We start from the raw sequence: 22,973 nt of genomic DNA, 5'->3' as shown, positions 1-22,973 counted from the left end.
GTGCCGGGCCGCCCTCGCCGGTCTTCCCCCGTCCACCCTCGATCGCAAGGGACGCGCGCTCGTGTTCGATCTGATCTCGCGGTACGACGACCAGATACTCGACGCCTTCTGGGTGACCATCCAGCTGACGCTGCTCTCCTCCGTCGGCGCGCTGGTGCTCGGCACGATCGTGGCCGGGCTGCGGGTGTCGCCGGTACCGATCGCGCGCGGTGTCGGGACCGCCTACGTCACGCTGATCCGCAACACCCCGCTCACGCTGATCATCGTCTTCTGCTCGCTCGGGCTGTACTCCACCATGGGGCTCACGCTCGGCGGCGAGACGCTGAACGCCATCAACTTCCGCTGGGCCATCGTCGGCCTGAGCGTGTACACCGCCGCGTTCGTCTGCGAATCGCTGCGCTCCGGCATCAACACGGTGCCGCTCGGGCAGTCCGAGGCCGGCCGCTCGCTCGGGCTCGGGTTCAGCCAGAACCTGCGGCTGATCGTGCTGCCGCAGGCCTTCCGCGCGGTGGTCGCGCCGCTGGGCAGCGTGCTGATCGCGCTCACCAAGAACTCCACCATCGCCTCCGCCATCGGCGTCGCCGAGGCGGCCGCGCTGATGGCGACCATGAACGAGACGGAGGCCGACCTGCTGGCGATCGGCGCGATCTTCGCGCTCGGCTTCGTGATCCTGACCCTGCCCACCGGCCTCTTCTTCGGCTGGCTGGCCAAACGATTCGAGGTGGCCCGATGAGCGCCGCGCCGTCGGTCCTGTTCGACGCACCCGGCCCGAGGGCCAGGCTGCGCAATCACTTCTTCACCGCGATCGTGGTGGTGCTCGTCGCCGCCGGGCTGTGGCTGACCATCTCCGCCTTCGCGGACAAGGGGCAGTTCGCGGCGGACAAGTGGACGCCGTTCCTGGAGGCCTCGGTCTGGGAGACGTACCTGCTGCCCGGCCTGCGCGGCACCATCGTGGCCGCGCTGCTCTCCATCGTGCTCGCGCTGGTGCTCGGCATGATCTTCGGTGTCCTGCGGCTCTCCGAGCACCGGCCGGTGCGCTGGTTCGCGAGCGTGGTGGTGGAGCTGTCGCGCGCCATCCCGGTGCTGATCCTGATGATCTTCCTGTTCGCGGTCTTCGCCGAGTACGACCTGTTCAAGTCGGATGATCTGGCGCTCGCCGCGGTGGTCACCGCGCTCACCATCTACAACGGGTCGGTGATCGCGGAGATCGTGCGAGCGGGTATCCGCTCGCTGCCGCGCGGGCAGACCGAGGCCGCGGTGGCGCTCGGGCTGCGCAAGAACCAGCTCATGCGGCTGATCCTGCTGCCGCAGGCGATCACCGCCATGCTGCCCGCACTGATCTCGCAGATGGTGGTGGCGCTCAAGGACTCCGCGCTCGGCTACCAGATCACCTACGTCGAGATCGTGCGCTCCGGGCAGCAGCTCGGGTCGTCGGAGAGCAACACCATTCCCGCGCTCATGGTGGTCGCGCTCGTCATGATCCTGCTGAACAGCCTGCTCACCTTTGTCGCCACCCAGGTGGAGCGGCGGTTGCGCACCCGCAAGAAGAAGGGCACCGCGGTGCTCGCGGCCGACTCGGTGGTCACCGACGCCGCGCCGGGTGTGGACATCGCCAAGCGGTAGGACCGACTACGCAGGTGGCACAATCATGGTGTGCCACTTCTGGATTCGTCTCCGGTCGACGTGACGCTCTTCGACGGCCCGCAGCCGGTGCTGCGCGACGGCGGGCTGGTGCTGCGGCCGTGGGCGGCGGCCGACGCCGAGGCCGTGTACGCGGCGTTCACCGACCCGGCGGTGATGCGGTGGCATCGCAGGCGGGCCGATTCGATGGCCGAAGTCGAGGGCTGGATCCGTGACTGGCAGGCGACCTGGCCTGCGCGTACCGCCGCGAACTGGGCCGCTGTCGCCGACGGGGCGGTGACCGGCCGGATCTCGCTCACCGGGTTCGACCTCCGCTCCGGCAATGCGCAGGTCGCGTACTGGACGCTGCCGGCCGCGCGCGGCCGCGGGCTCGCTCCGCGCGGAGTGCGCGCTGCGGTCGCGTTGGCCTTCGCCGTCGGCTTCCACCGCCTGGAACTCACCCACTCCGTCCACAACCCGGCCTCCTGCCGGACCGCGGAGAAGTCCGGCTTCCCCCTGGAAAGCACGCAGCGCGAGGCCGGATTGCACGCCGACGGCTGGCACGACATGCACCTCCATGCGCTGGTCACGCCTGCGGGCGCGTCCGGCTGAGCCCTGATCCCGCGGCTCCCGCGAATGCGTCCGGCCGAGCCCTGGCGAACCAGGGTCGCCGCAGGCGCGTCCGGCAGGGTCAGTCGTCTGTCGGCTCGGTGCCGCCGCCGTACCCGGCGGCGTCGAGTTCGGCGCGAACCACGGGGAAGACGACCGACGCGGGATAGCCGCGGCGGGCGAGCATGGCGGAGAGCCGACGGAGTGCGGTGTCGCGGTCGACGCTCGCGGGCAGGCTGCGCAGCTTGCGGCGCACCAGTTCGGCGGCGCGCTCCTGTTCGTCGTCGCCGCTGATGCCGTCCAGCGCGGCCGCCGCCGTCTCCGGCGCGACCCCCTTGCGGCGTAGTTCCTGGGCGAGCGCGGCCCGCCCCCGCCCGGAGAAGGTGTGCCTGGCCTGCACCCACTGCTCGGCGAAGGCGGCGTCGTCGACCAGCCCGACCTCGGCGAGCCGGTCGACCGCGGCCGCCGTCACCTCGGCGTCGAATCCCTTGGCGGACAGCCGCTGCACGAGTTCTGCGCGGCTGCGAGCGCGGACGGCGAGCAGGCGAAGACAGGCTTCCTTCGCCTGCTCGACCGTCCCACCCTGCGGGGCACCCCCCTGCGCCGCGCGGCCGGAGCCGGACGGCGCGGGTTCCTCCCGCCCGGGCCCGGCCGCCACCGGACCCGCCCGCCGACGGCCGGCACCACCGCGGCCGTCCGGCGGAAGATCACTTCCCCCCGGCTTGCTCTCCAGTTCCCGCAACCGCCGCCGGACCTCGTCCACCGGATCGGGTCGAGCGCGGCGGTTGCGGACGGGCTCAGAAATCGGCGGGCACCTCGGCGCCCTCGGCCGCGGTCACGTCGGCACCGATGCCGAGCTTCTCCTTGATCTTCTTCTCGACCTCGTCGCGCACGTCGATGTTCTCCAGCAGGAACTTCCTGGCGTTCTCCTTGCCCTGGCCCAGCTGGTCGCCCTCGTAGGTGTACCAGGAGCCGGACTTGCGGATGAAGCCGTGCTCGACGCCCATGTCGATGAGCGAGCCCTCCTTGGAGATGCCGTGGCCGTAGAGGATGTCGAACTCGGCCTGCTTGAACGGCGGCGAGACCTTGTTCTTCACGACCTTGACCCGGGTGCGGTTGCCCACCGCGTCGCTGCCGTCCTTGAGCGTCTCGATGCGGCGCACGTCGAGCCGGACCGAGGCGTAGAACTTGAGCGCCTTGCCGCCGGTGGTGGTCTCCGGCGAGCCGAACATGACGCCGATCTTCTCGCGCAGCTGGTTGATGAAGATGGCGGTGGTGCCGGAGTTGTTGAGCGCGCCGGTCATCTTGCGCAGCGCCTGGCTCATCAGCCTGGCCTGCAGGCCGACGTGGCTGTCACCCATCTCGCCCTCGATCTCGGCGCGCGGGACGAGGGCGGCCACCGAGTCGATGACGATGATGTCGATGGCGCCGGAGCGCACCAGCATGTCCGCGATCTCCAGCGCCTGCTCACCGGTGTCCGGCTGGGAGACGAGCAGCGCGTCGGTGTCGACGCCGAGCTTCTTCGCGTACTCCGGATCCAGCGCGTGCTCCGCGTCGATGAACGCGGCGACGCCGCCTGCGGCCTGGGCATTGGCCACCGCGTGCAGCGCGACGGTCGTCTTACCCGAGGACTCCGGGCCGTAGATCTCGACGACCCGGCCACGCGGCAGCCCGCCGATGCCGAGCGCGACGTCGAGGGCGATGGAGCCGGTCGGGATCACCGAGATGGGCTGCCGCGCCTCCTCGCCGAGCCGCATGACCGCGCCCTTGCCGAAGCTCTTCTCGACCTGGGCGAGCGCCAGTTCCAGTGCCTTGTCGCGGTCGTAAGCCTGTGGTGCCATGTCGATCCCCTTCGCTCGGGAAGCTGATGTGGTAGGCGCTCCGGCTCAGGGGAGAGAAGCGCTTCCTCGTGGTTGGCGCCCACACTAGAGCGCGGCACCGACAAGTTCTGGGCTCAGCCTAGACGAACAAGTGTTCGAGTCAAGCCGCCCCGCCGCGCGGCCGTCACCACCGGACGCGGGGCACGTCGAACTCGGCGCAGAGTGCGCGCCAGACCTCGCGGGGATCGACCCCCGCCTCGATGGCCTGCGCGCCGGTGCGCCCGCCGAGCGCGAGGATCACGTGGTCGGCGAGCAGTGTGTCGCCCCTGGCCACACCGAATTCGGTGTGCAGGAGTTCGGAGAATTCGGTCAACCGCACCGTGCCGAAGATACCGGGCCCGGTGCGCACCCGCGCCGCGCCCGCCCGCCATGCCCGGCGCACCGGCGGATCAGCGCACCGCGGACCGCTCCAGCACCTTGTGGCAGAGCGCGACCGGGTCGGCGACCTCGGCGGCGCTCGCCGCCGCGGCGCCCGCCGCGGCGGTGTATCCGGGCTGCTCCAGCACCCGCAGGACCGCGGCCCGGACGGCGGCGGCGGTCAGCGGCCGGATCAGCAGCGAGCCGCCCTGGCGGGCGGCGCGGTTGGCGAGCTCCCACTGGTCGCCGCCGCCGGGAACGGTGACCACCGGCACCCCGGCGAGCAGGCTCTTGGCCAGCAGCCCGTGCCCGCCGCCGCCGACCACCACCGCGGCCTCCCGGAGCAGCACGTCCTGCCTGCCGAGCCCGGCGCGCACCCAGCCGGGCAGCCCGGGCGGCGGGGCGTCCAGCATCGAGACGGCCACCCGGACACCGGCGCCGTCCAGCGCCTCGACCACGGTCTCCACCATCCCGGCGACCCCGGTGTGCGCGGTGGACGGCGCCACCATGACCAGCGGTTCGGTGCCGGGCGGCGGTGCCAGCACGGCGTCGGTCGGCTCCCAGAGCAACGGCCCGACCACGTGCGTGCGCGCGGGCCAGTCCGGGCGCGGCACCTCCAGCGCGGGCAGGGTGGCGATCAGCCGGGCGGCGGGGCCGGGATCGGCGCCGGGCAGCCCGACCCCCTCGCGGGCCGCGGCGCGCTGCCGGTGCCCGGCCCTGACATCGCGCGCGGTGAGCGCGCGCAGCACGGTGTCCCTGGCCCGCCCGCGCACCCCGGTGCCGGGGGCGAGCCCGCTGCCGATCGGCGGCAGCCCCTTCGACGGCAGGTAGAGCGGGTGCGGCGAGAGCTCGACCCAGGGCACGCCGAGCCGCTCGGCGGCCATCCCGCCACCGGCGGTGAGCACGTCGGAGACGACCAGCTCGGGGCCGATGGCGTCGAGGTCGGGCAGGATCTCGGTGGAGATGTGCGCGGCGCGCTCGTGGATCCGCCTGCCCGCGTCGGCGTCGTCGTCGACGGCGCGCGGCGCCAGCCCCTTGAGCCTGCGCACCGCGATCCCCGCGGCCGCGGCGGTCGCGAACCAGCGCGGGCCGGTGAAGAGCACCGCTTCGTCCCCGGCGGCGCGGAAGCGCTCGCACAGGGCCAGCGCGGGGAAGGCATGTCCTGGGTCGGGTCCGGCCACCACGGCTACGCGCATCCGCCCACCCTGCCACACCGCCGCTGCGGGGTCAGTCGCGGAAGTGGTACAGCGTGAAGCCGACCGCCCGCGCGGCCGGGAAGTCGGCGCGCGGCCCCGTGCCCTGCTCGACGATCTCGGCGACCTGCTCCTCGACCGGTCGCCCCGGCGCGAGTACCTCCAGGTAGCGGCGGTGCGCGGCGAGCGAGGCGTGCGCAAGCGGGATGACCTCCGTGACGTCGACGGCGTGGTCGCCGCCCGGCTCGAAGACGGCGGCCCAGCGCGCGGTCCACGGCGGCAGCTCGGCGAGCTCGGGGAAGATCCACTCGTTGCCCGCGTCGGCGACGGCGTCCAGCGCCGCCCGGCCGGTGGCCCTGTGGTCGGCGCTGTTCGGGTAGCCGGGCGCCCAGACCGGGCCGAAGTGCATGAGCACCACCAGCTCGGGGCGGTGCCGCCGGATGGCGGCGGCCAGATCGCGGCGCAGCGCGAGGCTCTCCTCGATCCGGCCGTCCGGGTAGCCGAGGAACTCCACCGCGCGCACCCCGACCTCGGCGGCCGCGGCCCGCTCCTCGCGCTCGCGCAGCGGCCCCGCCTCGGCGGGCGGCACCCCGGCCATCCCGGCCTCGCCGCTGGTGACCAGCAGGTACCCGATGTCCTTCCCCTGCCCGGTCCACCGGGCGACCGCGGCGGCGGCCCCGTACTCGATGTCGTCGGGGTGGGCCGCGATCACCAGCCCGCGCTGCCAGTCCTCCGGAAGCTGCCGCATACGGGCGAAGTTACCGCGTGCTCGCCGTGGCGGAGCTACAACTTCGATACCGTGTTGTCTCCGCTCCCGGCCACCGCCTTGTAGAGCAGGTACAGCCCGCCGACGATCACGGCAAGCACCAGGAGCGGGAACAGCCCCTTCAGCAGCGCCCCGATGATCGCCACCGCGATCCACACCAGCGCGACCACTCCGATGATCTTCCACACCATTGCCATCTCTCCTTCGGTTCGTCCCGGTTTCCAGCATGGCAGCCGAACGGCGGTGAAACAGCAGGTGAAGGCTGATATCAGGGTAGATTTCGGGGTTGCCACCGACCCGGCCTCCCGCGCTATCCGCACGTACCCTGACGGTGTGGCCATCTCGCGTCGGCAGTTCGGGCGGTTCGGCGGCGCTGCCCTGGCGGTGCTCGCCGGTACGGCCGCGGCGAGCAGCGCCCGGTTCCCGGCGCCGCGCCGGCTCGGTGACCCGTTCGCGCTCGGTGTCGCCTCCGGCGACCCGACGCCGGACGGCTTCGTGCTCTGGACCCGGCTCGCCCCCGACCCCACCGCCCCGGACGGCCTCGCGGGCACCCCGCTGGCACCGGTCAGCGTGGACTACGAGGTGGCGCACGACGAGCAGTTCCGCGCGGTGGTCGCCCGCGGCACCGCCGTCGCGACCCGCGACCTCGGGCACAGCGTGCACCCGGAGATCAGCGGGCTGGAGCCGGACCGCTGGTACTACTACCGCTTCCGCGCCGGCTCGGCGATCTCCCCGGTCGGGCGCACCCGCACCGCGCCCGCGCTCGGGCAGCGGCTGGCGCGGATGCGCTTCGCCTTCGCCTCCTGCCAGTCCTGGACCTCCGGCTACTTCACCGCCTACGACCACCTGAGCCGGGAGGACCTGGACCTGGTGGTGCACCTCGGCGACTACATCTACGAGATGGGCTGGCTCCGCGGCCGCGCGGGCCAGGAGGTCTGGGAGCCGCAGTTCGACGGCGAGGCGGTCGACCTGCGCGGCTACCGGCTGCGCTACGCGCAGGCCAAGGCGGAGGCGCCGCTGCGGGCCGCGCACGCCGCCTTCCCGTGGCTGGTCACCATGGACGACCACGAGGTGGACAACAACTGGGCCGCGGACGCGCCCGGGCTCGGCGTCACCGTGCAGCGGCTCCGGCCGCTCTTCCTGAAGCGGCGCGCCGCCGCCTTCCAGGCCATGTACGAGCACCAGCCGCTGCGGCTGGCGCAGCTGCCGCGGGGGCCGTCCATGCTGCTGCACCGGCGCTACCGCTTCGGCGACCTCGCCGACTTCACCATGCTCGACACCAGGCAGTACCGCACCGCGCAGGCCTGCGGCGACGGCAACGTGGTGACCGGCTGCGCCGAGCGCGCGAACCCGGAGCGCACCATGCTCGGCGCCGGGCAGCGGGAGTGGCTGCTGGACGGGCTGGCGAACTCGACCGCGCGCTGGCAGGTGCTCGGCAACCAGGTGGGGATGAGCCGCACCGACATGGACACCGGCCCCGAGGTGGCGCTGCCCACCGACCCGTGGGACGGCTACCTCGCCGACCGGGCCGCCGTGCTCGGCGCCGCTACCCGGCTCGGCGGCCGGAACATGGTGGTGATCACCGGCGACCGGCACGAGAACCACGCCGCCGACCTGCGCCGCGACCACGCCGACCTCGACTCGCCGGTGGTCTCGGCCGAGTTCACCGGCACCTCGATCACCAGCGGTGGCGATGGCGCCGACATGACGCCGCGCGGGCGCACGATGCTGGACGCCAACCCGGACATCAAGTTCTTCAACGGGCAGCGCGGCTACGTCCGGGTCGAGCTCGACCACGAGCTGTGGCGCACCGATTTCCGGGTGCTGCCGTACGTGCGCAGGCAGGGAGCGCCGATCGAGACCAGGGCGGCGTACGTGGTCGAGGACGGGGTGCCCGGGGTGCGGGAGGCGTGGCGGCCGGAGCCGCCGCGCGGGGCAGGGGGCGCGGGCGAGCGGCCGGACAGCGCGGAGGCGGCGCCGACCCGCTGATCAGAGCGGGAGCTCCGGCCACCACCGCCGGTACAGGTCGTCGCCGGTGTGGAAGTCCCAGTTCGCGTCGATGACCACCCAGGCGCGGTCCGGGTCGTCGAACTTGACCGTCAGCATGCCGGTGTTCGCGCCCGGGTAGTGGCTCCAGCGGACCCGGCCGGTGCCGGAGGGGCGGGTCCACGGTTCTTCGCGGGTGGTGGCGTTCTCGATATTGGTGGTGAAGTCGCTGTCCCGGCGCGGGTCGCCGCGGCGGTAGGACCAGACGTAGTACTTCACGCCGTCGTCCTGGGTGCACTCCAGGGCGGGGGCGCCACCGTTGTTCAGCACGTTCATGCTGGTACAGCGGGCGCCGCGGTAGCCGGTGGCGGCGGGGTCCGGCGGGAGGAGGCCGGGGAAGAGGGTGACGAGGTCGGCGTCGCGGCCCCAGGCGGGGTTCGCCGGGCGCGGCGTCGTGGTGGGGGTCGTCGTGGGCGGGGCGGTGGTGGCCGTCGCGGTCGGTTCGGCCGGGGTGCCGGTGCCGGTGACGGTCGACGGGCTGGCGGCGAGGGTGACGGCGGTGCCGACGACGAGCACCGCCGCGAGCGCCGCTGCCGCGCGGAACCAGGTGCTGGACAGGACGCTTCGCCGCTGGTTCGGCGCGGGCACGGGGTATGCGACCTGCTGCGGTGCGCGCGGAACGGGATTCGAGCCGTCCGGCGGCAGCGGGGGTGGTCCAGGTGCGGGCGGGTCCAGGTGCGGGCGGATCAGGGTGCGGTCGCCCGGGGCGGGCAGGTCCGGATGCGGGCGGATCAGGGTGCGGTCGCTCGGGGCGGGGACACGCGGGGCGGGGACGCTCGCCGGGGAGCCGGGCGGAATCGGCACGCCGGCCAGCGGCGAGACCGCCTGCGAGACCACGGCGTCGAGGGCGGCGCGGGCGGCGGCGGCGAAGGAGCGGCAGTCCGGGAACCGCTGCTCCCGATCCTTCGCCATGGCGGTCGCGATCACCGCGTCCAGCCCGACCGGCAGCCCGGGCACCACGGCGGACGGTCGTGGCGGCGGCTCCATGAGGTGCGCGCCGAGCACCGCGGCGGGCGTGCTGCGGGTGAACGGCAGCGCGCCGGTGAGCATCTGGAACAGCGTGGCGCCGAGCGCGTAGATGTCGGCGCGATGGTCGAGCGGGTCGCCCCGGATCTGTTCCGGCGCCACGTACCCGAGCGTGGCGATCAAGGCTCCCGCCCCGGTGAGCCCGCTGTCGTCGGTGCGGCTGCGCGCGATCCCGAAGTCGGTGACGAAGACGTGGTCCGCCCCGTCGTCGTCGGCGACGAGCAGGTTGGCCGGTTTGACGTCGCGGTGCAGCAGCCCGCGCCGGTGCGCCGAATCCAACCCCGCGGCTGCCTGGGTGAGGATCTGTACCGCGCGCCGCGGGTCCAGCCTGCCGCCGTCGGCGCGGATCAGCTCGGCGACGTCCGGCCCGGCGACGTAGCGCATCGACATCCAGAGCAGGTCGTCCTCGGCGCCACGGTCGTAGATCTCCACGATGTTCGGGTGGTCGAGCTGCACCGCCAGCTCGGCCTCGCGCCGGAACCTGGCGCGGAACTCCGGGTCGGCGCCGGCCACCGGGTCGAGCACCTTGAACGCCACCGAGCGCGGCAGCCGCGGGTGCCGCGCCAGGTAGACGGTGCCCATGCCGCCCGCGCCGAGGGTGCGTTCGATGCGGTGCCCGGCGAACACCGTGCCCGGGGTCAGGGTCATGGGGCGGGCCTCCTCAGAGCGGGGCGCCGGCGAACCAGCGGTCGTAGACGTCCCGGCCGCCGCGGCCGCCGGAGGCGCCGACCGTGCAGAAGCTGCGGGCGGGGTCGTCGAAGGCGATGTCGAGCAGGCCGTAGCCGCCGGTGTCGTCGGTGGCGTAGCGGAGGGTGCCGGTGCCGCTCGGCCTGGTCCAGCGCTCCTCGTGCAGGGCGGCGTAGCCGCTCCCCGCCCGGGTGTAGGTGACCGGGCGGCGGGTCGGGTCGCAGTGGATATTGACATCGAAGCCGTCGTCGGACTCCGCCGGGCAGTGCAGCCAGGCGCCGCGGTCGTCGTTCAGCGCGCAGCGCATGCCGAGGTAGCCGGTGCCCTCCGGGTCGGCCGGGACCAGGCCGGGGAAGGCGTCGGCGATGTAGGCGGCATCGCCCCACGCGGATGTGGGCGGTGCCGAGGTCGTCGGCGGGCGGGTGGTCGGCGGTGCGGTGACGGTCGTCGGTGTCGCGGGGGTGGCGGTGCCGGTCGGGTCGGGTCGGGTCAGGACCACGAACGTGGCCGCGGCCAGGACGCCGAGCACCACGAGCGCGCCCGCGACGACGGGCCTGCGGCTCCGCCTGCCCGGCGCGGGAGCGCTCACGAAGCCGGGCGAGACCCCCGCACCGCCGGGAGGCGGGCCGGTGGGGGCGGCCGGGGCTCCGGGAGCGGGACGCCCCGGTACAACGCAGGACCCGGCCACACTCGTCGCGCCGCCTGCAAGCGGTGAACCGGTCCTGCCCCCGGAAGCGGACACGCCACCGGCCCCGGCGGGGCCGAGCGCGGCCACCGCCGCCTCCGCCAGCGCCCCGCAGCTCGCGAACCGCTCCCTCGGCTCCTTCGCCATGGCCTTCGCGATCACCGCGTCCAGCGCGGGCGGCAGCGCGGGGTTCAGCGCGGAGGCGCGGGGCGGGGGCTCGAAGAGGTGCGCCGCCATGGCGGCGGCCGGTTGCCGCGAACCGAACGGCTTTCCGCCGGTGAGCAGCTCGAAGAGGGTGCAGCCGAGCGAGTACACGTCGGCGCGCCGGTCCACCGGGCAGCCGGTGAGCAGCTCCGGCGCGGCGTAGGCGAAGGTGGCGAGCACCGAGCCGGTGACGGTGAGCGAGGTGGGCGCGTCGAGCGGCCTGGCGATGCCGAAGTCGGTGAGCCGGACGACGTCGTTCCCCTCGTCGTCGACGGCGACCATGATGTTGGCCGGTTTGACGTCGCGGTGCAGCAGGTCGCTGCGGTGCGCGGCGTCCAGCCCGCGCGCGGCGGCCGCGACGATCCGCACGGCGCGCGCGGGCGGCAGCTCGGCGGGCCCGCGCCGGATCAGCTCGGCGGCGTCCACCCCGTCCACGTACCGCATGGCGATCCAGAGCGTCTCGCCCTCGGCGCCGCGGTCGTAGACGGCGACCACGTTGGGGTGTTCCAGGCGGGCGGCCAGATCGGCCTCGCGTTCGAACCTGGCACGGAACTCCGGGTCGGCCCCGAGCCCGGGGTCGAGTATCTTCAGCGCGTCCCGCCGCGGCAGCCGCGGATGCTGGGCGAGGTACACCGCACCCATCCCACCGGCCCCCAGCGGGCGCAGGACGCGGTAACCGGCGAATATCTCGCCAGGGCGCAGCACCACGAAACGACCTCCTCCCAGACTGGAGGATACCTACTCCGCGGCGTTGTCAGGAGTGCGCGGGATGCGCCGTCCGGTAGGCCGCGACCACCTCGTCCGGCACCCGGCCGCGCGAGGAGATGTCGAAGCCGTTCTCCCTGGCCCAGCGCCGGATGGCGGTGGCGTCCTCGCCCGCGCGCCCGGCAGTGGGCTGCTCGCCCGCCCGCCTGCGGCGGCCGCCGACCCGGCGGGCGTGCCGCACCCACTCCCCGAGTTCGGCGCGCAGGCGCTCGGCGTTCGCCGACGACAGGTCGATCTCGTAGGTGACGCCGTCGAGGCCGAACACGATGGTCTCGTCGGCCGCCGATTCCCCGTCGAAATCGTCGACCGTCGTCACGACCACCCGCTGCGCCATAGTTTCCCTGTCCTTCTGCCGAAACCGTTCGGAGACAGGACATTACACACCCCCGCCGCCCGATGCCCGGTAGCCGCGCCGGAAAACGCTACCGGCCGTGCGGCGGAAGGTGGGCGCGGCCGTCGTCGGCGAGCTCGGTGAGCGCCTGCGCCCAGCCGTCGAGGCGGTCCGCGGCGTGCCTGAGGTCGGCGACGATGAGATCGAAATTGTAGTGCACCACACCGGTTTCCGGCACCGCGAGCAACCCGCCCGCGGCGGCGACCAGCTGCTCGTACTCCGCCACCCCGGCATCCAGCCTGGTGACCGCGGCGCGGACGGTGTCGCGCAGCGAACCCGCGGTCGCGGGGTTGGCCTGGCCGATGGCGTCGGCGGCCTGCTCCATGGCCTGCACGTCGGTGATCAGCGCGGCGAGCGCCGCGGCGCCGGAGCCCGCGGTCTCGCGCAGGTCGGCGAGCTCGTCCAGCGGGAGCCTTCCGGTGCGCGCGATCTGGGTGATCAGTGCGTGCAGGGCCCGCTCGGCCCGGTCCAGCCTGCCCGCGGCGGTGCGGGCGGCGGAGCGCAGCGGCGGCAGTTTGCGCGGCCGGTAGGCGGCCTGCGGTAGCGGGAGCTGCCGCAGCTGCAGGTAGCGCCGCGCGCTGATCGCGCCGCCGGTGACCAGCGCCACCGCGCCGCCGCCGAGCACGACGACGGCCCAGACCGGCGCGGAGAGCACGACCAGCCCGACCGCGCCGACGGTGGTGAGCCCGCCCGCGGTGCCGAGCCGCAGGCTGGTGCGCCGGGCCCGGCGCCGCCTGCGCAGCTCGCGCTCCCTCGGGTCGGCCCAGCGCCGCACCGCCACCAGGGCGTTCTCCCCGATGTCCCGCAGCGTCGCCGTCGCGGGCGCCGGGACCTGCTGCACGGCGGTGGTTTTCACGCGGCCGAGCCACGTCGGTCCCGGCTCGGGCTGCTGGCGGCTCATCGGGCTGGCCTCCCCTTCTCGATCGAACCGCACCGGCCGGGCCGGTGCGCGCTCACTGCTGGGCGGTCTGCCCCTTGTTCAGGTCGGCCTGCTGCACGGCCGGGCTCGGCTGCGGCTGGGCCTGGCCGACGGCCGGGTTGGCGCCGCCCGCGGGCAGCGACTCGCCGCGCATGGAGGCGCGGATCTGCTCCAGCTTGCTGTGCCCGGCCATCTGGACGCTGGCCTGCTGCACCTCGAGCATCCGGCCCTGCACCGTGTTCTGCGCGAGCTCGGCGGCGCCGAGCGCGTTGGCGTAGCGGCGCTCGATCTTCTCCCGCACGGCGTCCAGACTCGGGGTGCTGCCCGGCGCGGAGAGCGTGGAGTCCATCTGCTGCAGCGAGGCCGAGACCTGCTCCTGCATCTTGGCCTGCTCCAGCTGGCTGAGCAGCTTGGTGCGCTCGGCGACCTTCTGCTGCAGCAGCATGGCGTTCTGCTCGACCGCCTTCTTGGCCTGCGCGGCCGCCTGCAGCGACTGGTCGTGCAGCACCTTGAGGTCCTCCACCGACTGCTCGGCGGTGACCAGCTGGGCGGCGAACGCCTCGGCGGCGTTGGTGTACTGCACGCCCTTCTCGGTGTCGCCCGCGGCGATGGCCTGGTCGGCGAGCAGCACGGCCTGCCGGGCGTTGGCGTTCAGCTTCTCGACCTCGTCGAGCTGCCGGTTCAGCTTCATCTCCAGCTGGCGCTGGTTGCCGATCACCGATGCGGCCTGCTGCGAGAGCGCCTGGTGCTGCCGCTGGGCCTCCTCGATCGCCTGCTGAATCTGGACCTTGGGGTCGGCGTGCTCCTCGATCTTGGAGTCGAAGAGGGCCATCAGGTACTTCCAGGCCTTCGCGAACGGATTAGCCATCGGTTGATCCCGCCTCCATCTGACGCGCCACGTCGCGACGCGGCTGCGGTGCGCGACCGTCACGCACTCGTTGTCGGTTCCTATCCTCCACCATGTGGAGCCCGGATCCACCGCGACCGGGCACCCCGAATCTAGTCGCAGACAGCGGCCGCGCGCAGCGTGCGGCGCCGGTCACCAGCTGTTCACCAGGGCGAGGGTCTCGCCGCGCGGGGCCGGGATCACGATCCTGGTCTCCACCGGGAGCGGGCGGCCCGCGCCCGGCGTCATCACCACGCTGCCCGGCACGATCGCGTCCGCGCCGGGGAGGTCGGCGGCGTCCGGTGCGCCGACCGCGTCCGGGCCGGTGCCGATCCCGGCCGGAACCGGGACCGCCTCGGCGCCCGCGCCCGCCGTTCCGGTCACGTTCCGCGGGCCCGGCGCCGCCCGCGTCGGCGCGTCGAGCGGCGCGGCCGACATGGTGGCGCCCGCCGGGGCGGCCGCTGCCTCCGAGCCGGCGCCGTGCTCGGCGGCGGAATCGGTGAAACCGGCCGGGTCGGTGAAGCCGCCCGGTTCGGAGCTGCGCTCGGGCGCGGCCTCGCGGCCGGGCTCGGCCCGCTCCGGCGGCGCGCCGGCCAGCACCGGCTCCAGCTCGCCGAGCGGCCCGAACCCGTCGGCGTCGGCCATGATCGTGCTCACGTCCCAGAGCACCCGGGAGAGCGGCACGTCGAGCGCCGAGCAGATGGCGGCCAGCAGTTCACTGGATGCCTCCTTGCGCCCGCGCTCGACCTCGGAGAGGTAGCCGAGGCTGACCCGGGCCGAGGTGGACACTTCGCGCAGGGTGCGGTGCTGCGCGAGACGCGCACGCCGCAGACTGTCCCCGATCGCCTCTCGCAGCAGCGTCATGTCGTACTCCTCTTCCTCGCACACCGACCGCCACCTCCCCGCGCGGCTCGCGGAGCCGGTGGCGGCGCGGCCGGACCTCCGGCGCACACCGTTCTCTGGCACAACGCGCCGCGGCGCCGATCGGTTCCCGCTCCTCCTCCGGGTTCACCCGGATTTCACGGCGCGAATCCGCCCGGCGCGGCTCCGGGTTCTCCCGGGTCACCATTGGTTTCCCGGACCCGGCGTCAGGACCGCTCGGCGGCCTGCACCGTGCGCAGCAACTCCTCGACCGCCGCGCGCGTCGCACCGATTCTGATGGTCCACCGGTCACCGGCGAGTTTCAACCGCTGGGTGGTGATGTGTCCGGCGCCGGCGACCGCGAGGAAGACGGTGCCGACCGGCTGCCCGCCCTGCGGGTCCGGCCCGGCGACCCCGGTGAGGCCGACGCCCCAGTCCGCGCCGCAGCGGGTGCGGGCGCCGACCGCGAGCTGTTCGGCGGTGCCCGCGGCGACCGGGCCGAGCCCGGCCAGCAGCTCGGCGTCGACGCCGGCCAGGGTGTGCTTGAGGTCGGTGGCATAGACCACGAGCCCGCCGCGCAGGACGGTGCTCGCGCCGGGAACGCCTGCCAGGGCGGCGGTGAAGAGCCCGGCGGTCAGCGATTCGGCGGCGGCGACGGTCTGCCCGGCGCCGCGCAGCGCGGCGACCAGCTCGGCGGCGCCGACCACGGCCAGCGGATCGGCCGTCACGATTCCTTGGCCCGCCCCGGCCCGGCCAGCCAGACCCGGACCGCCTGGCCGACGTAGTCGAGCCCGGTGGCGACGGTGAGCACCAGCGCCAGGTACATCAGCGCCATGCCCGCGGTCTCGAAGGCACCGCTGAGCGGGAGCAGCAGCACGCCGATCGCCAGCGTCTGCACCAGCGTCTTGAGCTTGCCGCCGCGCCCGGCCGGGATCACCCCGCGCCGGACCACGACCAGCCGGAGCAGCGTGATGCCGATCTCCCGCGCGCAGATCACGATGGTGATCCACCAGGCCAGGTCGCCGAGCACGGAGAGGCCGATGAGCGCGGCGCCGACCAGCGCCTTGTCCGCGATCGGGTCGGCGAGCTTGCCGAAATCGGTGACCAGGCCGTATTTACGGGCCAGCTGCCCGTCGAAGCGGTCGGTGATGGCGGCGACCGCGAACAGGACGGTGGCGCCGATCCGCCAGCCGGTGTCGTGGCCGTCCGCGGTGAAGAGCGCGAGCACGAACAGCGGGACGATCGCGATCCGCAGCATGGTGAGCATGTTCGCGATGTTCATCAGCGGCACGGCGGGCTCGTGCGGCACGTGGCCCTCCTGCGGCGCGCGCTGATAGCCGGGGCCGACGACGGGGGTGCTCCACCCCCGATCGATCTCCTCGGGCTGCGCGCTCACGACGGCCCCCGGCCCGCGGATCGCACGCGGCGATACCGGGAGCGGACGGGTCGGATGCGCGGCACAGGATCAGCCTATCGGTAACCGCCCCCGCTACTGTTCACCCCATGACTTCTCGGGCACCGACCGGTGCTTCCACCAGCGACGCGAACTCCGTCGCGCCTCCCGGCGCGCCCGCTTCCGCCGTGGTGGTGCGCCGAGCCCGCACCGCGGACGTGCCGGGGATCAAGGGGCTCATCGATGTCTACGCGGGCCGCATCCTGCTGGAGAAGAACCTGGTGACGCTGTACGAGGCGGTCCAGGAGTTCTGGGTGGCGGAGCTGGACGGCCGGCTCGTCGGCTGCGGCGCGCTGCACGTGCTCTGGGCGGACCTGGGCGAGGTGCGCACGGTGGCGGTGCACCCGAGCGTGAAGGGCCACGGTGTGGGAAAGCTCATCGTGCGCAGGCTGGTCGAGGTGGCGCGGGAACTGGGGCTGCACCGGGTGTTCGTGCTCACCTTCGAGGTGCCGTTCTTCGCCGGGCACGGGTTCGTGGAGATCCACGGCACGCCGGTGACCGCCGAGGTGTACGCGGAGATGTGCCGCTCGTACGACACCGGCGTGGCCGAATTCCTCGACCTCAGCTACGTGAAGCCGAACACGCTCGGCAATACTCGGATGCTGCTGACCCTGGATTGAGGAGATCGCCCGTGCCCACCTTCGCCGTGCACTACACCTACTCCGACGGCACCGTGCCGGGGCGCGATGTCCATCGCGCGGAGCATCGGAACTGGCTGGGGTCGCTCGTCGACGCCGGGAGTCTGCTCACCAGCGGGCCGTATCCCGACGGGTCCGGGGCCCTGCTCATCTTCCGCACCGACTCCGAATCGGAGCTGGGTGAGCTGCTCGAGCGGGATCCGTTCGCCCGCGAGGAGCTGATCGACGCGGTGCGCGTCGCGGAGTGGTTGCCGGTGCTCGGCGCGTTCTCGGACTGAGTCTCGCGTCCGACGCCTCGCGGGTCTTCGACCCGCCCTGGCGTCTCGAGGGATGAGGCAGGGGCGGCACACCTGAGGTGTGCCGCCCCTGCACCCCTGACGGGGCTGTTTCGGCCCGCTTCAGCGGCTACTTCGGTTCCACCGACTCCGGTTCCTCCGCGCGCGGCTTCGCGGTGCCGCGGGTGCGGAGGAGGCTGGCGACGGTGGCGACCACGAGGATGCCGATGATCACCGAGAGCGAGAGCGGGGTGGAGATCTCGGGGACGGCGACGTGCTCGCCGCCGTTGATGAAGCCGAGCGTGTTCTCGTGCAGCGCGTGCAGCACCAGCTTGACGCCGATGAACGCCAGGATGGCGGCGAGGCCGTAGGAGAGGTAGACGAGGCGGTCCAGCAGCCCGCCGATCAGGAAGTACAGCTGGCGCAGCCCCATGAGGGCGAAGGCGTTGGCGGTGAAGACCAGGTAGGGCTGCTCGGTGAGGCCGTAGATCGCCGGGATGGAGTCGAGCGCGAAGAGCAGGTCGGCGAAGCCGATGGCGAGCAGCGCCAGCAGCATCGGGGTGACCACGCGCTTGCCGTCGATCCGGGCGAGCAGTTTGTCGCCGTGGTAGTAGTCGGTGGTCGGGACCAGCTTCTTGGTGATCCGGACGATCGCGGAGTCCCGCTTCTCCTCGGTCTCCACCTCGTGCCCGCTGTCCTTGAGCAGCTTCGCGGCGGTATAGATCAGGAAGGCGCCGAACAGGTAGAACACCCAGCTGAAGGCGCTGATCGCGGCGGCGCCGACGGCGATGAAGCCGCCGCGCATCGCCAGCGCAAGCACGATGCCGATGAGCAGCACCTTCTGCTGGTACTTCCGCGGCACCGCGAAGGTGCTCATGATGATCAGGAAGACGAACAGGTTGTCGACCGAGAGCGCCTTCTCGGTGACGAAGCCCGCGTAGTACTCACCGGCGTAGGTGCCGCCCCACTGCCAGGCGACGAAGCCGCCGAAGAGCAGCGCGATCCCGATGTAGACGGCGGACCACGAGCCGGATTCCTTGAAGGTCGGCTCGTGCGGTGTGCGCACGTGCGCGAAGAAGTCGAAGACGAACAATCCCAGGATCACCACGATGGTGATCACCCATACGAGTCCGGTCACCTGCATGCGCGGGTCCTGTCGACGGCTGCGGCGGTCATGGCACCCAGCATGCCCGAATTGTCCGAGGTTTGCCGCAAGGGAGCGGAACCGGGTGCTTCGTCACATCGGACGGTACACCTCAGTCCGCGTCGGCCGACTCCGGATCGCCGCCGCCGCGGATGGCGAACAGCACGCCGTCCAGCTCGTCCGGCTTGACCAGCACGTCCCTGGCCTTCGAGCCCTCGCTCGGCCCGACCACGCCCCTGGTCTCCATGAGGTCCATCAGCCTGCCCGCCTTGGCGAAGCCGACCCGCAGCTTGCGCTGCAGCATCGAGGTGGAGCCGAACTGCGAGGTCACCACCAGCTCCACCGCCTGCAGCAGCACGTCGAGGTCGTCGCCGATATCGGCGTCGACCTCCTTCTTCTCGCCCGCCTTCGCCGCGGTGACGCCCTCGGTGTACTCCGGCTCGGCCTGGTTCTTGGCGAACTCGACGACGGCGTAGATCTCCTCGTCGGAGATGTAGGCGCCCTGCAGCCGGGTCGGCTTGCCCGCGCCCATCGGCAGGAAGAGCCCGTCGCCCATGCCGATCAGCTTCTCCGCGCCGGGCTGGTCGAGGATGACGCGCGAGTCGGTGAGCGAGGAGGTCGCGAAGGCGAGCCGGGAGGGAACGTTGGTCTTGATCAGGCCGGTGACCACGTCCACCGAGGGCCGCTGGGTGGCGAGCACCAGGTGGATGCCTGCCGCGCGGGCCTTCTGGGTGATCCGGACGATCGCCTCCTCGACGTCGCGCGGGGCGGTCATCATGAGGTCGGCGAGCTCGTCCACGATGGCCAGGATGTACGGGTACGGCCGGTACACCCGCTCGCTGCCGAGCGGGGTGGTGATCGCGCCGGACTTCACCTTGCGGTTGAAGTCGTCGATGTGCCGAACCTTGCTGGCCTGCATGTCCTGGTAGCGCTGCTCCATCTCCTCGACCAGCCAGGCCAGCGCGGCGGCGGCTTTCTTGGGCTGGGTGATGATCGGCGTGATCAGGTGCGGGATGCCCTCGTAGGGGGTGAGCTCGACCATCTTCGGGTCGATCAGGATGAGCCGCACCTCCTCCGGCGTCGCCCGCTGCAGCAGCGAGACCAGCATGGAGTTCACGAAGCTCGACTTGCCGGAGCCGGTGGAGCCCGCCACGAGCAGGTGCGGCATCTTGGCCAGGTTCGCCGAGACGAACTCGCCCTCGATGTTCTTGCCGAGCCCGATCACCAGCGGGTGGTGGTCACTGCGGGTGGAGCCGGCCTTGAGCACGTCGGCCAGCCGGACCAGCTCGCGGTCGGAGTTCGGCACCTCGATGCCGACCGCGGACTTGCCCGGGATCGGCGCGAGCAGCCGGACGTTCTCGGTCGCCACCGCGTAGGCGATGTTCCTGGCCAGCGCGGTGATCTTCTCGACCTTCACGCCGGGGCCGAGCTCCACCTCGTACCGGGTGACCGTCGGGCCGCGGACGAAGCCGGTGACGGCCGCGTCGATCTTGAACTGCACCAGCACCTCGGTGATCGCCTCGATCATCGATTCGTTGGCGGCGCTGCGCTTCTTGGGCGGGTCGCCGTCGGTGAGCAGCGAGAGCGGCGGCAGCGTGTAATCGCCCTCGATCACCCGGTCGGCGACGAACTCCGGCTCGGCGGGCGGCGGCGGGGTCTGGTCGACCGGCTTGGGAGCGGCGCGCCTGCGGGCGGGCCGCGGGGCGGGCTCGGGCTCGGGGTCGAGCGGCGGCTCGATCGGCTTGGCGTCGCGCAGCGGCGGTTCGCCGAGCAGCTCGGTGGGCGCGGCGGAGCCGGGGAACTCGTCGGTCGGGTAGTTCTCGGCCGGGGTGCGGCCGCGGCGGCGGCGCGGGCGCGCGGGCGGGTCGTCGTAGCCGGGCGGGTCGAGCGTGCCGTAGCCGGTGTCGAAGGGGTGCGCGGCGTCGTAGTCGGTGTACTCGTCGCCGCCGGACTGGGTGCCGAAGTAGCGGCGCAGCACGTCGGGCACCTCGCGCACGGTGATGCCGGTGAGCAGCAGCACGCCGAAGGCGATGCAGAGCACCAGGATCGGGGCGGCGAGCCACGGGGTGAGCCCCTGGCCGAGCGGGCCGCCCGTGACGAAGCCGAGGAAGCCCGCGGCCCTGGAGCGGCCGTGCGCGTCGGTGGGGGCGCCCGCCGCGAGGTGCCAGAGGCCGAGGAAGGGCAGCCCGACCAGCAGCCCGCCGAGGACCAGGCGGGGCCGGATCTCCGGGCGCGCCTCGGTGCGCATGAGGATCACCGCGACGGCGGCCGCGCCGAACGGGACCGCGGCCGAGGCGGAGCCGCCGACCGCGCGGATCACCGTCTCCACCCAGCGGCCGACCGGGCCACCCGCGGAGAGCCAGACGGCGGCGGCGACCACGGCCGCGAAGGCGAGCAGCCCCAGCGCGATGCCGTCGCGCCGGTGGCCGTGGTCGATGTCGCCCGCCTTGCTCACCGTGCGGGTGGCGGCCCCGACGCCGCGCGCCAGCATCGACCAGCCGCCGGTGACGGCGCGGGTGAGGACGGCGAGCGGGGCGGTGTTCGAACGGGCCCCGGCCGGACGCCGGGCGGGGCGGCGGACGGCGCCGGACCGCGCGGTCGCGCCCGCCCGAGCGGTGGCGCCCGCGCGCGGCGTGCTGCGTGCCCTCGGGGCGGGCGCCGCTGCCCGCGGCACCCCGGAAGCGGCGGGCGCGGAACCGGTCCGGGGAGCCCGCCCCCGCGCCGATCCCGCGCGCGGCCGAGCCGACGTGGTGCTGCGGGGCTTACCTGCCATGGCCCCAGGCTAGCCCCAAATGCCCCGCGGAAACCATCCGCAACACTGTTCCCGCGCGTCTCGCGCGCCGGTCACGAGGTGGTTCGCCGCCTAGAGGGAGCGGTCGAGGGCGAGGACCGCGCGGACCGAGTCCTCGGGACCGGAGGTCTCGATCCGTACCTTGTCGCGCCCGAAGGCGTGCAGCAGCAGCTCGGCGGGCGCGCCGAGCAGGACCACCGGCTCACCGGAGCCCGAGCCGATCCGCGCCTCGTCCCCCTCCGGGGTGCGCAGCACGATCGGCGCGGGCGACTTCCGGTAGGCCATCTTCCCCATGCGCCGCAGGGTCTTCCAGAGCTGCCGCTGCTCGTCGCCGGGAAGTTCGCGCGGCTCCCACGTCTCGCCCCCGCGGCGCACGTCCTCGTGGTGCACGAAGTACTCGGCGAGGTTGGCGACGGCGTCGATCGGCTTGAGCGGCGACCACCACGGCGGGCCGGTGCGCACCTCCTCCAGCAGCTCGGGGAACGGCCGCGCGGCGGCACGCGCCTGCACCCGCTCCAGCCGCGGCGCCAGCGCCTTGATCATGATGCCGGGCGCGGCGTCCGGTCTGCGCTCCCGCACCACCAGGTGCGCGGCGAGATCACGAACGCTCCAGCTGCCGCAGAGCGTCGGTGCGTCCGGACCGGCGGCCGTCATCGTCGCCACCAGTTCGCGGCGTTCCTTCTGTGCCATGCTCATCCTGCCGAAGATACCCAGCGCGCGCCGCACTGTGTATTTTGTTGCTTCGGTCCATCGGGTCGTGGATCTTCCGGACAGAAGGGCAACTCCCCCGTGAAAAAATTCGTCTCCGGCGTCGCCGTCGCCGCCGCGGTCGGTTCCGCGCTGACGCTCGGCGCTCCCTCCGCACACGCGGTGCGGTCCTACTACGGCGCGATCGCGCTCTCCCCCTCCACCGGACTGATCGGCTACTCGTACGACTACGCCGACGTCGATCAGGCCACCGCGAAGGCGCTGAGCAGCTGCGGCGCCGCGGACTGCGAGTCGCTGGTGTGGTTCGCCAACGGCTGCGGCGCCGTCGCCTACTCGGATCGCACCGCCACCTGGAGCTGGGCCTACGGCGCCTCGCGCCGCTCCGCGCAGTCGCTGGCGCTCAACGAGAACTACTCCGACGCCACCATCGTGCACTGGAACTGCACCTCCAACCACAGCAACTGACGGGGAACACCGTGAAGCACCCTTTCCGCACCGCCGTTGCGGTGCTCATGACCACGGCCGCCTGCACCCTCGCGGTCGGCTGCAGCAGCTCCTCGGACGACAAGGCGTCGGACAGCACCGTCGCCACCGCCACCCGCGACGCCGATGCCGGCCAGGCGCAGGGCGGCAGCGACAACGGCACCAAGGTGACCGGCGCCGCGCCGACCACAGCGGCCGCGCCTGCGCTGGCCAAGCCGACGGTGGCCGAGCTGAACGACCGGCTCACCAAGGCCTTCGATCCCGCGGTGCCGAACGCCGAGAAGACCAGCTGGATCCAGAACGCCGAGCAGGATCCCTACCTGGTGCAGAACCTGGTGGCCGCGGCCGAGCGGGAGAACGTCACCGTGAAGGTGACCAACGTGCAGGAGCCGGCCGGCGGCAAGGTCAAGGCCGACGCCGACGTCTCGATCGGCGGCACCCCGGTGCAGAACGCCTTCATCGAGTTCGTCTCCGAGGGTGGGCAATGGAAGGTCTCGAACACCTTCGCCTGCAACGTCGTCAAGAGCGCGAAGATCGAATCGGCCGCCTGCGAGGGCTGAGCCGGAGTACGCGAAGAGCCCGCCGG

Annotated in this window: 24 protein-coding genes and 1 pseudogene; 8 read left to right on the top strand and 17 right to left on the bottom strand. The window is 73.1% G+C overall.

The window, feature by feature from the left end; genetic code table 11:
- Positions 1-61 precede the first annotated feature (61 nt).
- The 3 genes from ACFUJ1_RS33110 to ACFUJ1_RS33100 are packed head-to-tail and all read left to right on the top strand — an operon-like array spanning position 62 to position 2,232.
- Positions 62-733 carry an amino acid ABC transporter permease gene (locus ACFUJ1_RS33110; protein ID WP_378611767.1) on the top strand — a complete coding sequence of 224 codons (672 nt, stop codon included), beginning with the start codon at positions 62-64 and terminating at the stop codon, positions 731-733.
- Positions 730-1,623 carry an amino acid ABC transporter permease gene (locus tag ACFUJ1_RS33105; RefSeq protein ID WP_378651252.1) on the top strand — a complete coding sequence of 298 codons (894 nt, stop codon included), beginning with the start codon at positions 730-732 and terminating at the stop codon, positions 1,621-1,623. Before ACFUJ1_RS33110 ends, ACFUJ1_RS33105 begins: the two co-directional genes overlap by 4 nt.
- A 30-nt stretch (positions 1,624-1,653) precedes the next feature.
- The gene (locus ACFUJ1_RS33100) at positions 1,654-2,232 is read left to right on the top strand and encodes a GNAT family N-acetyltransferase (protein WP_378651251.1); all 579 of its coding nucleotides are present in this window, start codon (positions 1,654-1,656) and stop codon (positions 2,230-2,232) included.
- A gap of 79 nt (positions 2,233-2,311) precedes the next feature.
- Here the strand turns inward: ACFUJ1_RS33100 and recX are convergent, their stop codons facing one another.
- The 6 genes from recX to ACFUJ1_RS33070 form a co-directional block, all read right to left on the bottom strand.
- A complete protein-coding gene (recX, locus tag ACFUJ1_RS33095) occupies positions 2,312-2,887 on the bottom strand; it encodes a recombination regulator RecX (RefSeq protein WP_378651254.1) in 576 nt (191 codons plus the stop codon).
- Between the two features lie 139 nt (positions 2,888-3,026).
- Entirely contained in the window at positions 3,027-4,070 is a 1,044-nt protein-coding gene (recA, locus tag ACFUJ1_RS33090) for a recombinase RecA (RefSeq protein ID WP_233019575.1), read from the bottom strand.
- Positions 4,071-4,233: 163 nt separating this feature from the next.
- On the bottom strand, positions 4,234-4,428 hold the full coding sequence (locus ACFUJ1_RS33085; protein ID WP_067656752.1) for a DUF3046 domain-containing protein: 195 nt from the start codon (positions 4,426-4,428) through the stop codon (positions 4,234-4,236).
- Positions 4,429-4,498: 70 nt separating this feature from the next.
- Complete coding sequence (locus tag ACFUJ1_RS33080) at positions 4,499-5,662, bottom strand: glycosyltransferase (protein WP_378651250.1); 1,164 nt, start codon at positions 5,660-5,662, stop codon at positions 4,499-4,501.
- Between the two features lie 31 nt (positions 5,663-5,693).
- Positions 5,694-6,407 carry a PIG-L deacetylase family protein gene (locus ACFUJ1_RS33075; RefSeq protein ID WP_378651249.1) on the bottom strand — a complete coding sequence of 238 codons (714 nt, stop codon included), beginning with the start codon at positions 6,405-6,407 and terminating at the stop codon, positions 5,694-5,696.
- A gap of 35 nt (positions 6,408-6,442) precedes the next feature.
- Positions 6,443-6,622: a hypothetical protein gene (locus ACFUJ1_RS33070; protein ID WP_378611760.1), complete on the bottom strand. Its 180-nt coding sequence runs from the start codon at positions 6,620-6,622 to the stop codon at positions 6,443-6,445.
- Between the two features lie 136 nt (positions 6,623-6,758).
- Between ACFUJ1_RS33070 and ACFUJ1_RS33065 the strand changes: the two genes are divergently transcribed.
- Positions 6,759-8,414: an alkaline phosphatase D family protein gene (locus ACFUJ1_RS33065; protein ID WP_378651248.1), complete on the top strand. Its 1,656-nt coding sequence runs from the start codon at positions 6,759-6,761 to the stop codon at positions 8,412-8,414.
- Here ACFUJ1_RS33065 and ACFUJ1_RS33060 read toward each other — a convergent pair whose 3' ends face one another.
- The 8 genes and pseudogenes from ACFUJ1_RS33060 to pgsA form a co-directional block, all read right to left on the bottom strand.
- Positions 8,415-10,145, bottom strand: a complete 1,731-nt coding sequence (locus ACFUJ1_RS33060; protein WP_378651247.1) for a serine/threonine-protein kinase — start codon at positions 10,143-10,145, stop codon at positions 8,415-8,417.
- Positions 10,146-10,158: 13 nt separating this feature from the next.
- A complete protein-coding gene (locus ACFUJ1_RS33055) occupies positions 10,159-11,781 on the bottom strand; it encodes a serine/threonine-protein kinase (RefSeq protein ID WP_378651246.1) in 1,623 nt (540 codons plus the stop codon).
- 46 nt (positions 11,782-11,827) lie between these two features.
- Positions 11,828-12,172 carry an Lsr2 family protein gene (locus tag ACFUJ1_RS33050; RefSeq protein WP_378651245.1) on the bottom strand — a complete coding sequence of 115 codons (345 nt, stop codon included), beginning with the start codon at positions 12,170-12,172 and terminating at the stop codon, positions 11,828-11,830.
- A gap of 88 nt (positions 12,173-12,260) precedes the next feature.
- Positions 12,261-13,130, bottom strand: a complete 870-nt coding sequence (locus ACFUJ1_RS33045) for a hypothetical protein (protein WP_378651244.1) — start codon at positions 13,128-13,130, stop codon at positions 12,261-12,263.
- A 52-nt stretch (positions 13,131-13,182) separates the two neighbouring features.
- Positions 13,183-14,016 carry a PspA/IM30 family protein gene (locus tag ACFUJ1_RS33040; protein ID WP_378651243.1) on the bottom strand — a complete coding sequence of 278 codons (834 nt, stop codon included), beginning with the start codon at positions 14,014-14,016 and terminating at the stop codon, positions 13,183-13,185.
- Between the two features lie 555 nt (positions 14,017-14,571).
- Positions 14,572-14,898 (bottom strand): annotated as a pseudogene (locus ACFUJ1_RS33035) (helix-turn-helix domain-containing protein); the annotation flags it as partial.
- A gap of 224 nt (positions 14,899-15,122) precedes the next feature.
- Entirely contained in the window at positions 15,123-15,623 is a 501-nt protein-coding gene (locus tag ACFUJ1_RS33030; protein WP_378651242.1) for a CinA family protein, read from the bottom strand.
- Positions 15,620-16,177 carry a CDP-diacylglycerol--glycerol-3-phosphate 3-phosphatidyltransferase gene (gene pgsA / locus ACFUJ1_RS33025; protein ID WP_378651253.1) on the bottom strand — a complete coding sequence of 186 codons (558 nt, stop codon included), beginning with the start codon at positions 16,175-16,177 and terminating at the stop codon, positions 15,620-15,622. Before pgsA ends, ACFUJ1_RS33030 begins: the two co-directional genes overlap by 4 nt.
- A 221-nt stretch (positions 16,178-16,398) precedes the next feature.
- Between pgsA and ACFUJ1_RS33020 the strand changes: the two genes are divergently transcribed.
- Both ACFUJ1_RS33020 and ACFUJ1_RS33015 read left to right on the top strand, forming a co-directional pair.
- Positions 16,399-16,968, top strand: a complete 570-nt coding sequence (locus ACFUJ1_RS33020; RefSeq protein ID WP_378651241.1) for an amino-acid N-acetyltransferase — start codon at positions 16,399-16,401, stop codon at positions 16,966-16,968.
- A gap of 11 nt (positions 16,969-16,979) precedes the next feature.
- Positions 16,980-17,264 (top strand): YciI family protein, encoded by a 285-nt coding sequence (locus ACFUJ1_RS33015; protein ID WP_378651240.1) that lies wholly within the window; start codon positions 16,980-16,982, stop codon positions 17,262-17,264.
- A 127-nt stretch (positions 17,265-17,391) separates the two neighbouring features.
- Here ACFUJ1_RS33015 and ACFUJ1_RS33010 read toward each other — a convergent pair whose 3' ends face one another.
- From ACFUJ1_RS33010 to ACFUJ1_RS33000, 3 genes are all read right to left on the bottom strand, one after another.
- The gene (locus ACFUJ1_RS33010; protein WP_378651239.1) at positions 17,392-18,405 is read right to left on the bottom strand and encodes a TerC family protein; all 1,014 of its coding nucleotides are present in this window, start codon (positions 18,403-18,405) and stop codon (positions 17,392-17,394) included.
- A 112-nt stretch (positions 18,406-18,517) separates the two neighbouring features.
- On the bottom strand, positions 18,518-21,178 hold the full coding sequence (locus ACFUJ1_RS33005) for a DNA translocase FtsK (protein ID WP_378651238.1): 2,661 nt from the start codon (positions 21,176-21,178) through the stop codon (positions 18,518-18,520).
- A 90-nt stretch (positions 21,179-21,268) separates the two neighbouring features.
- A complete protein-coding gene (locus tag ACFUJ1_RS33000) occupies positions 21,269-21,892 on the bottom strand; it encodes a TIGR03085 family metal-binding protein (protein ID WP_378651237.1) in 624 nt (207 codons plus the stop codon).
- A 93-nt stretch (positions 21,893-21,985) separates the two neighbouring features.
- On the opposite strand from ACFUJ1_RS33000, the gene ACFUJ1_RS32995 reads away from it, so the two are divergent.
- Both ACFUJ1_RS32995 and ACFUJ1_RS32990 read left to right on the top strand, forming a co-directional pair.
- Positions 21,986-22,369 (top strand): DUF4189 domain-containing protein, encoded by a 384-nt coding sequence (locus ACFUJ1_RS32995; protein ID WP_378651236.1) that lies wholly within the window; start codon positions 21,986-21,988, stop codon positions 22,367-22,369.
- 11 nt (positions 22,370-22,380) lie between these two features.
- Positions 22,381-22,947, top strand: a complete 567-nt coding sequence (locus tag ACFUJ1_RS32990; RefSeq protein WP_378651235.1) for a hypothetical protein — start codon at positions 22,381-22,383, stop codon at positions 22,945-22,947.
- The last annotated feature ends 26 nt before the right edge of the window (positions 22,948-22,973 follow it).

It is taken from the genome of Nocardia sp. NPDC057227, assembly GCF_042669725.1.
Taxonomy (GTDB): Bacteria; Actinomycetota; Actinomycetes; order Mycobacteriales; family Mycobacteriaceae; genus Nocardia; species Nocardia asteroides_A.
This window is presented reverse-complemented; position numbering and strand designations above follow the sequence as displayed.

Coding starts and splice junctions, on each gene's coding strand:
- ACFUJ1_RS33105 (WP_378651252.1), top strand. CDS start 730: ATGAGCGCCGCGCCGTCGGTCCTGTTCGACGCACCCGGCCCGAGGGCC.
- recA (WP_233019575.1), bottom strand. CDS start 4,070: ATGGCACCACAGGCTTACGACCGCGACAAGGCACTGGAACTGGCGCTC.
- ACFUJ1_RS33080 (WP_378651250.1), bottom strand. CDS start 5,662: ATGCGCGTAGCCGTGGTGGCCGGACCCGACCCAGGACATGCCTTCCCC.
- ACFUJ1_RS33075 (WP_378651249.1), bottom strand. CDS start 6,407: ATGCGGCAGCTTCCGGAGGACTGGCAGCGCGGGCTGGTGATCGCGGCC.
- ACFUJ1_RS33070 (WP_378611760.1), bottom strand. CDS start 6,622: ATGGCAATGGTGTGGAAGATCATCGGAGTGGTCGCGCTGGTGTGGATC.
- ACFUJ1_RS33060 (WP_378651247.1), bottom strand. CDS start 10,145: ATGACCCTGACCCCGGGCACGGTGTTCGCCGGGCACCGCATCGAACGC.
- ACFUJ1_RS33050 (WP_378651245.1), bottom strand. CDS start 12,172: ATGGCGCAGCGGGTGGTCGTGACGACGGTCGACGATTTCGACGGGGAA.
- ACFUJ1_RS33045 (WP_378651244.1), bottom strand. CDS start 13,130: ATGAGCCGCCAGCAGCCCGAGCCGGGACCGACGTGGCTCGGCCGCGTG.
- ACFUJ1_RS33040 (WP_378651243.1), bottom strand. CDS start 14,016: ATGGCTAATCCGTTCGCGAAGGCCTGGAAGTACCTGATGGCCCTCTTC.
- pgsA (WP_378651253.1), bottom strand. CDS start 16,177: ATGAACATCGCGAACATGCTCACCATGCTGCGGATCGCGATCGTCCCG.
- ACFUJ1_RS33020 (WP_378651241.1), top strand. CDS start 16,399: ATGACTTCTCGGGCACCGACCGGTGCTTCCACCAGCGACGCGAACTCC.
- ACFUJ1_RS33010 (WP_378651239.1), bottom strand. CDS start 18,405: ATGCAGGTGACCGGACTCGTATGGGTGATCACCATCGTGGTGATCCTG.
- ACFUJ1_RS33005 (WP_378651238.1), bottom strand. CDS start 21,178: ATGGCAGGTAAGCCCCGCAGCACCACGTCGGCTCGGCCGCGCGCGGGA.
- ACFUJ1_RS33000 (WP_378651237.1), bottom strand. CDS start 21,892: ATGAGCATGGCACAGAAGGAACGCCGCGAACTGGTGGCGACGATGACG.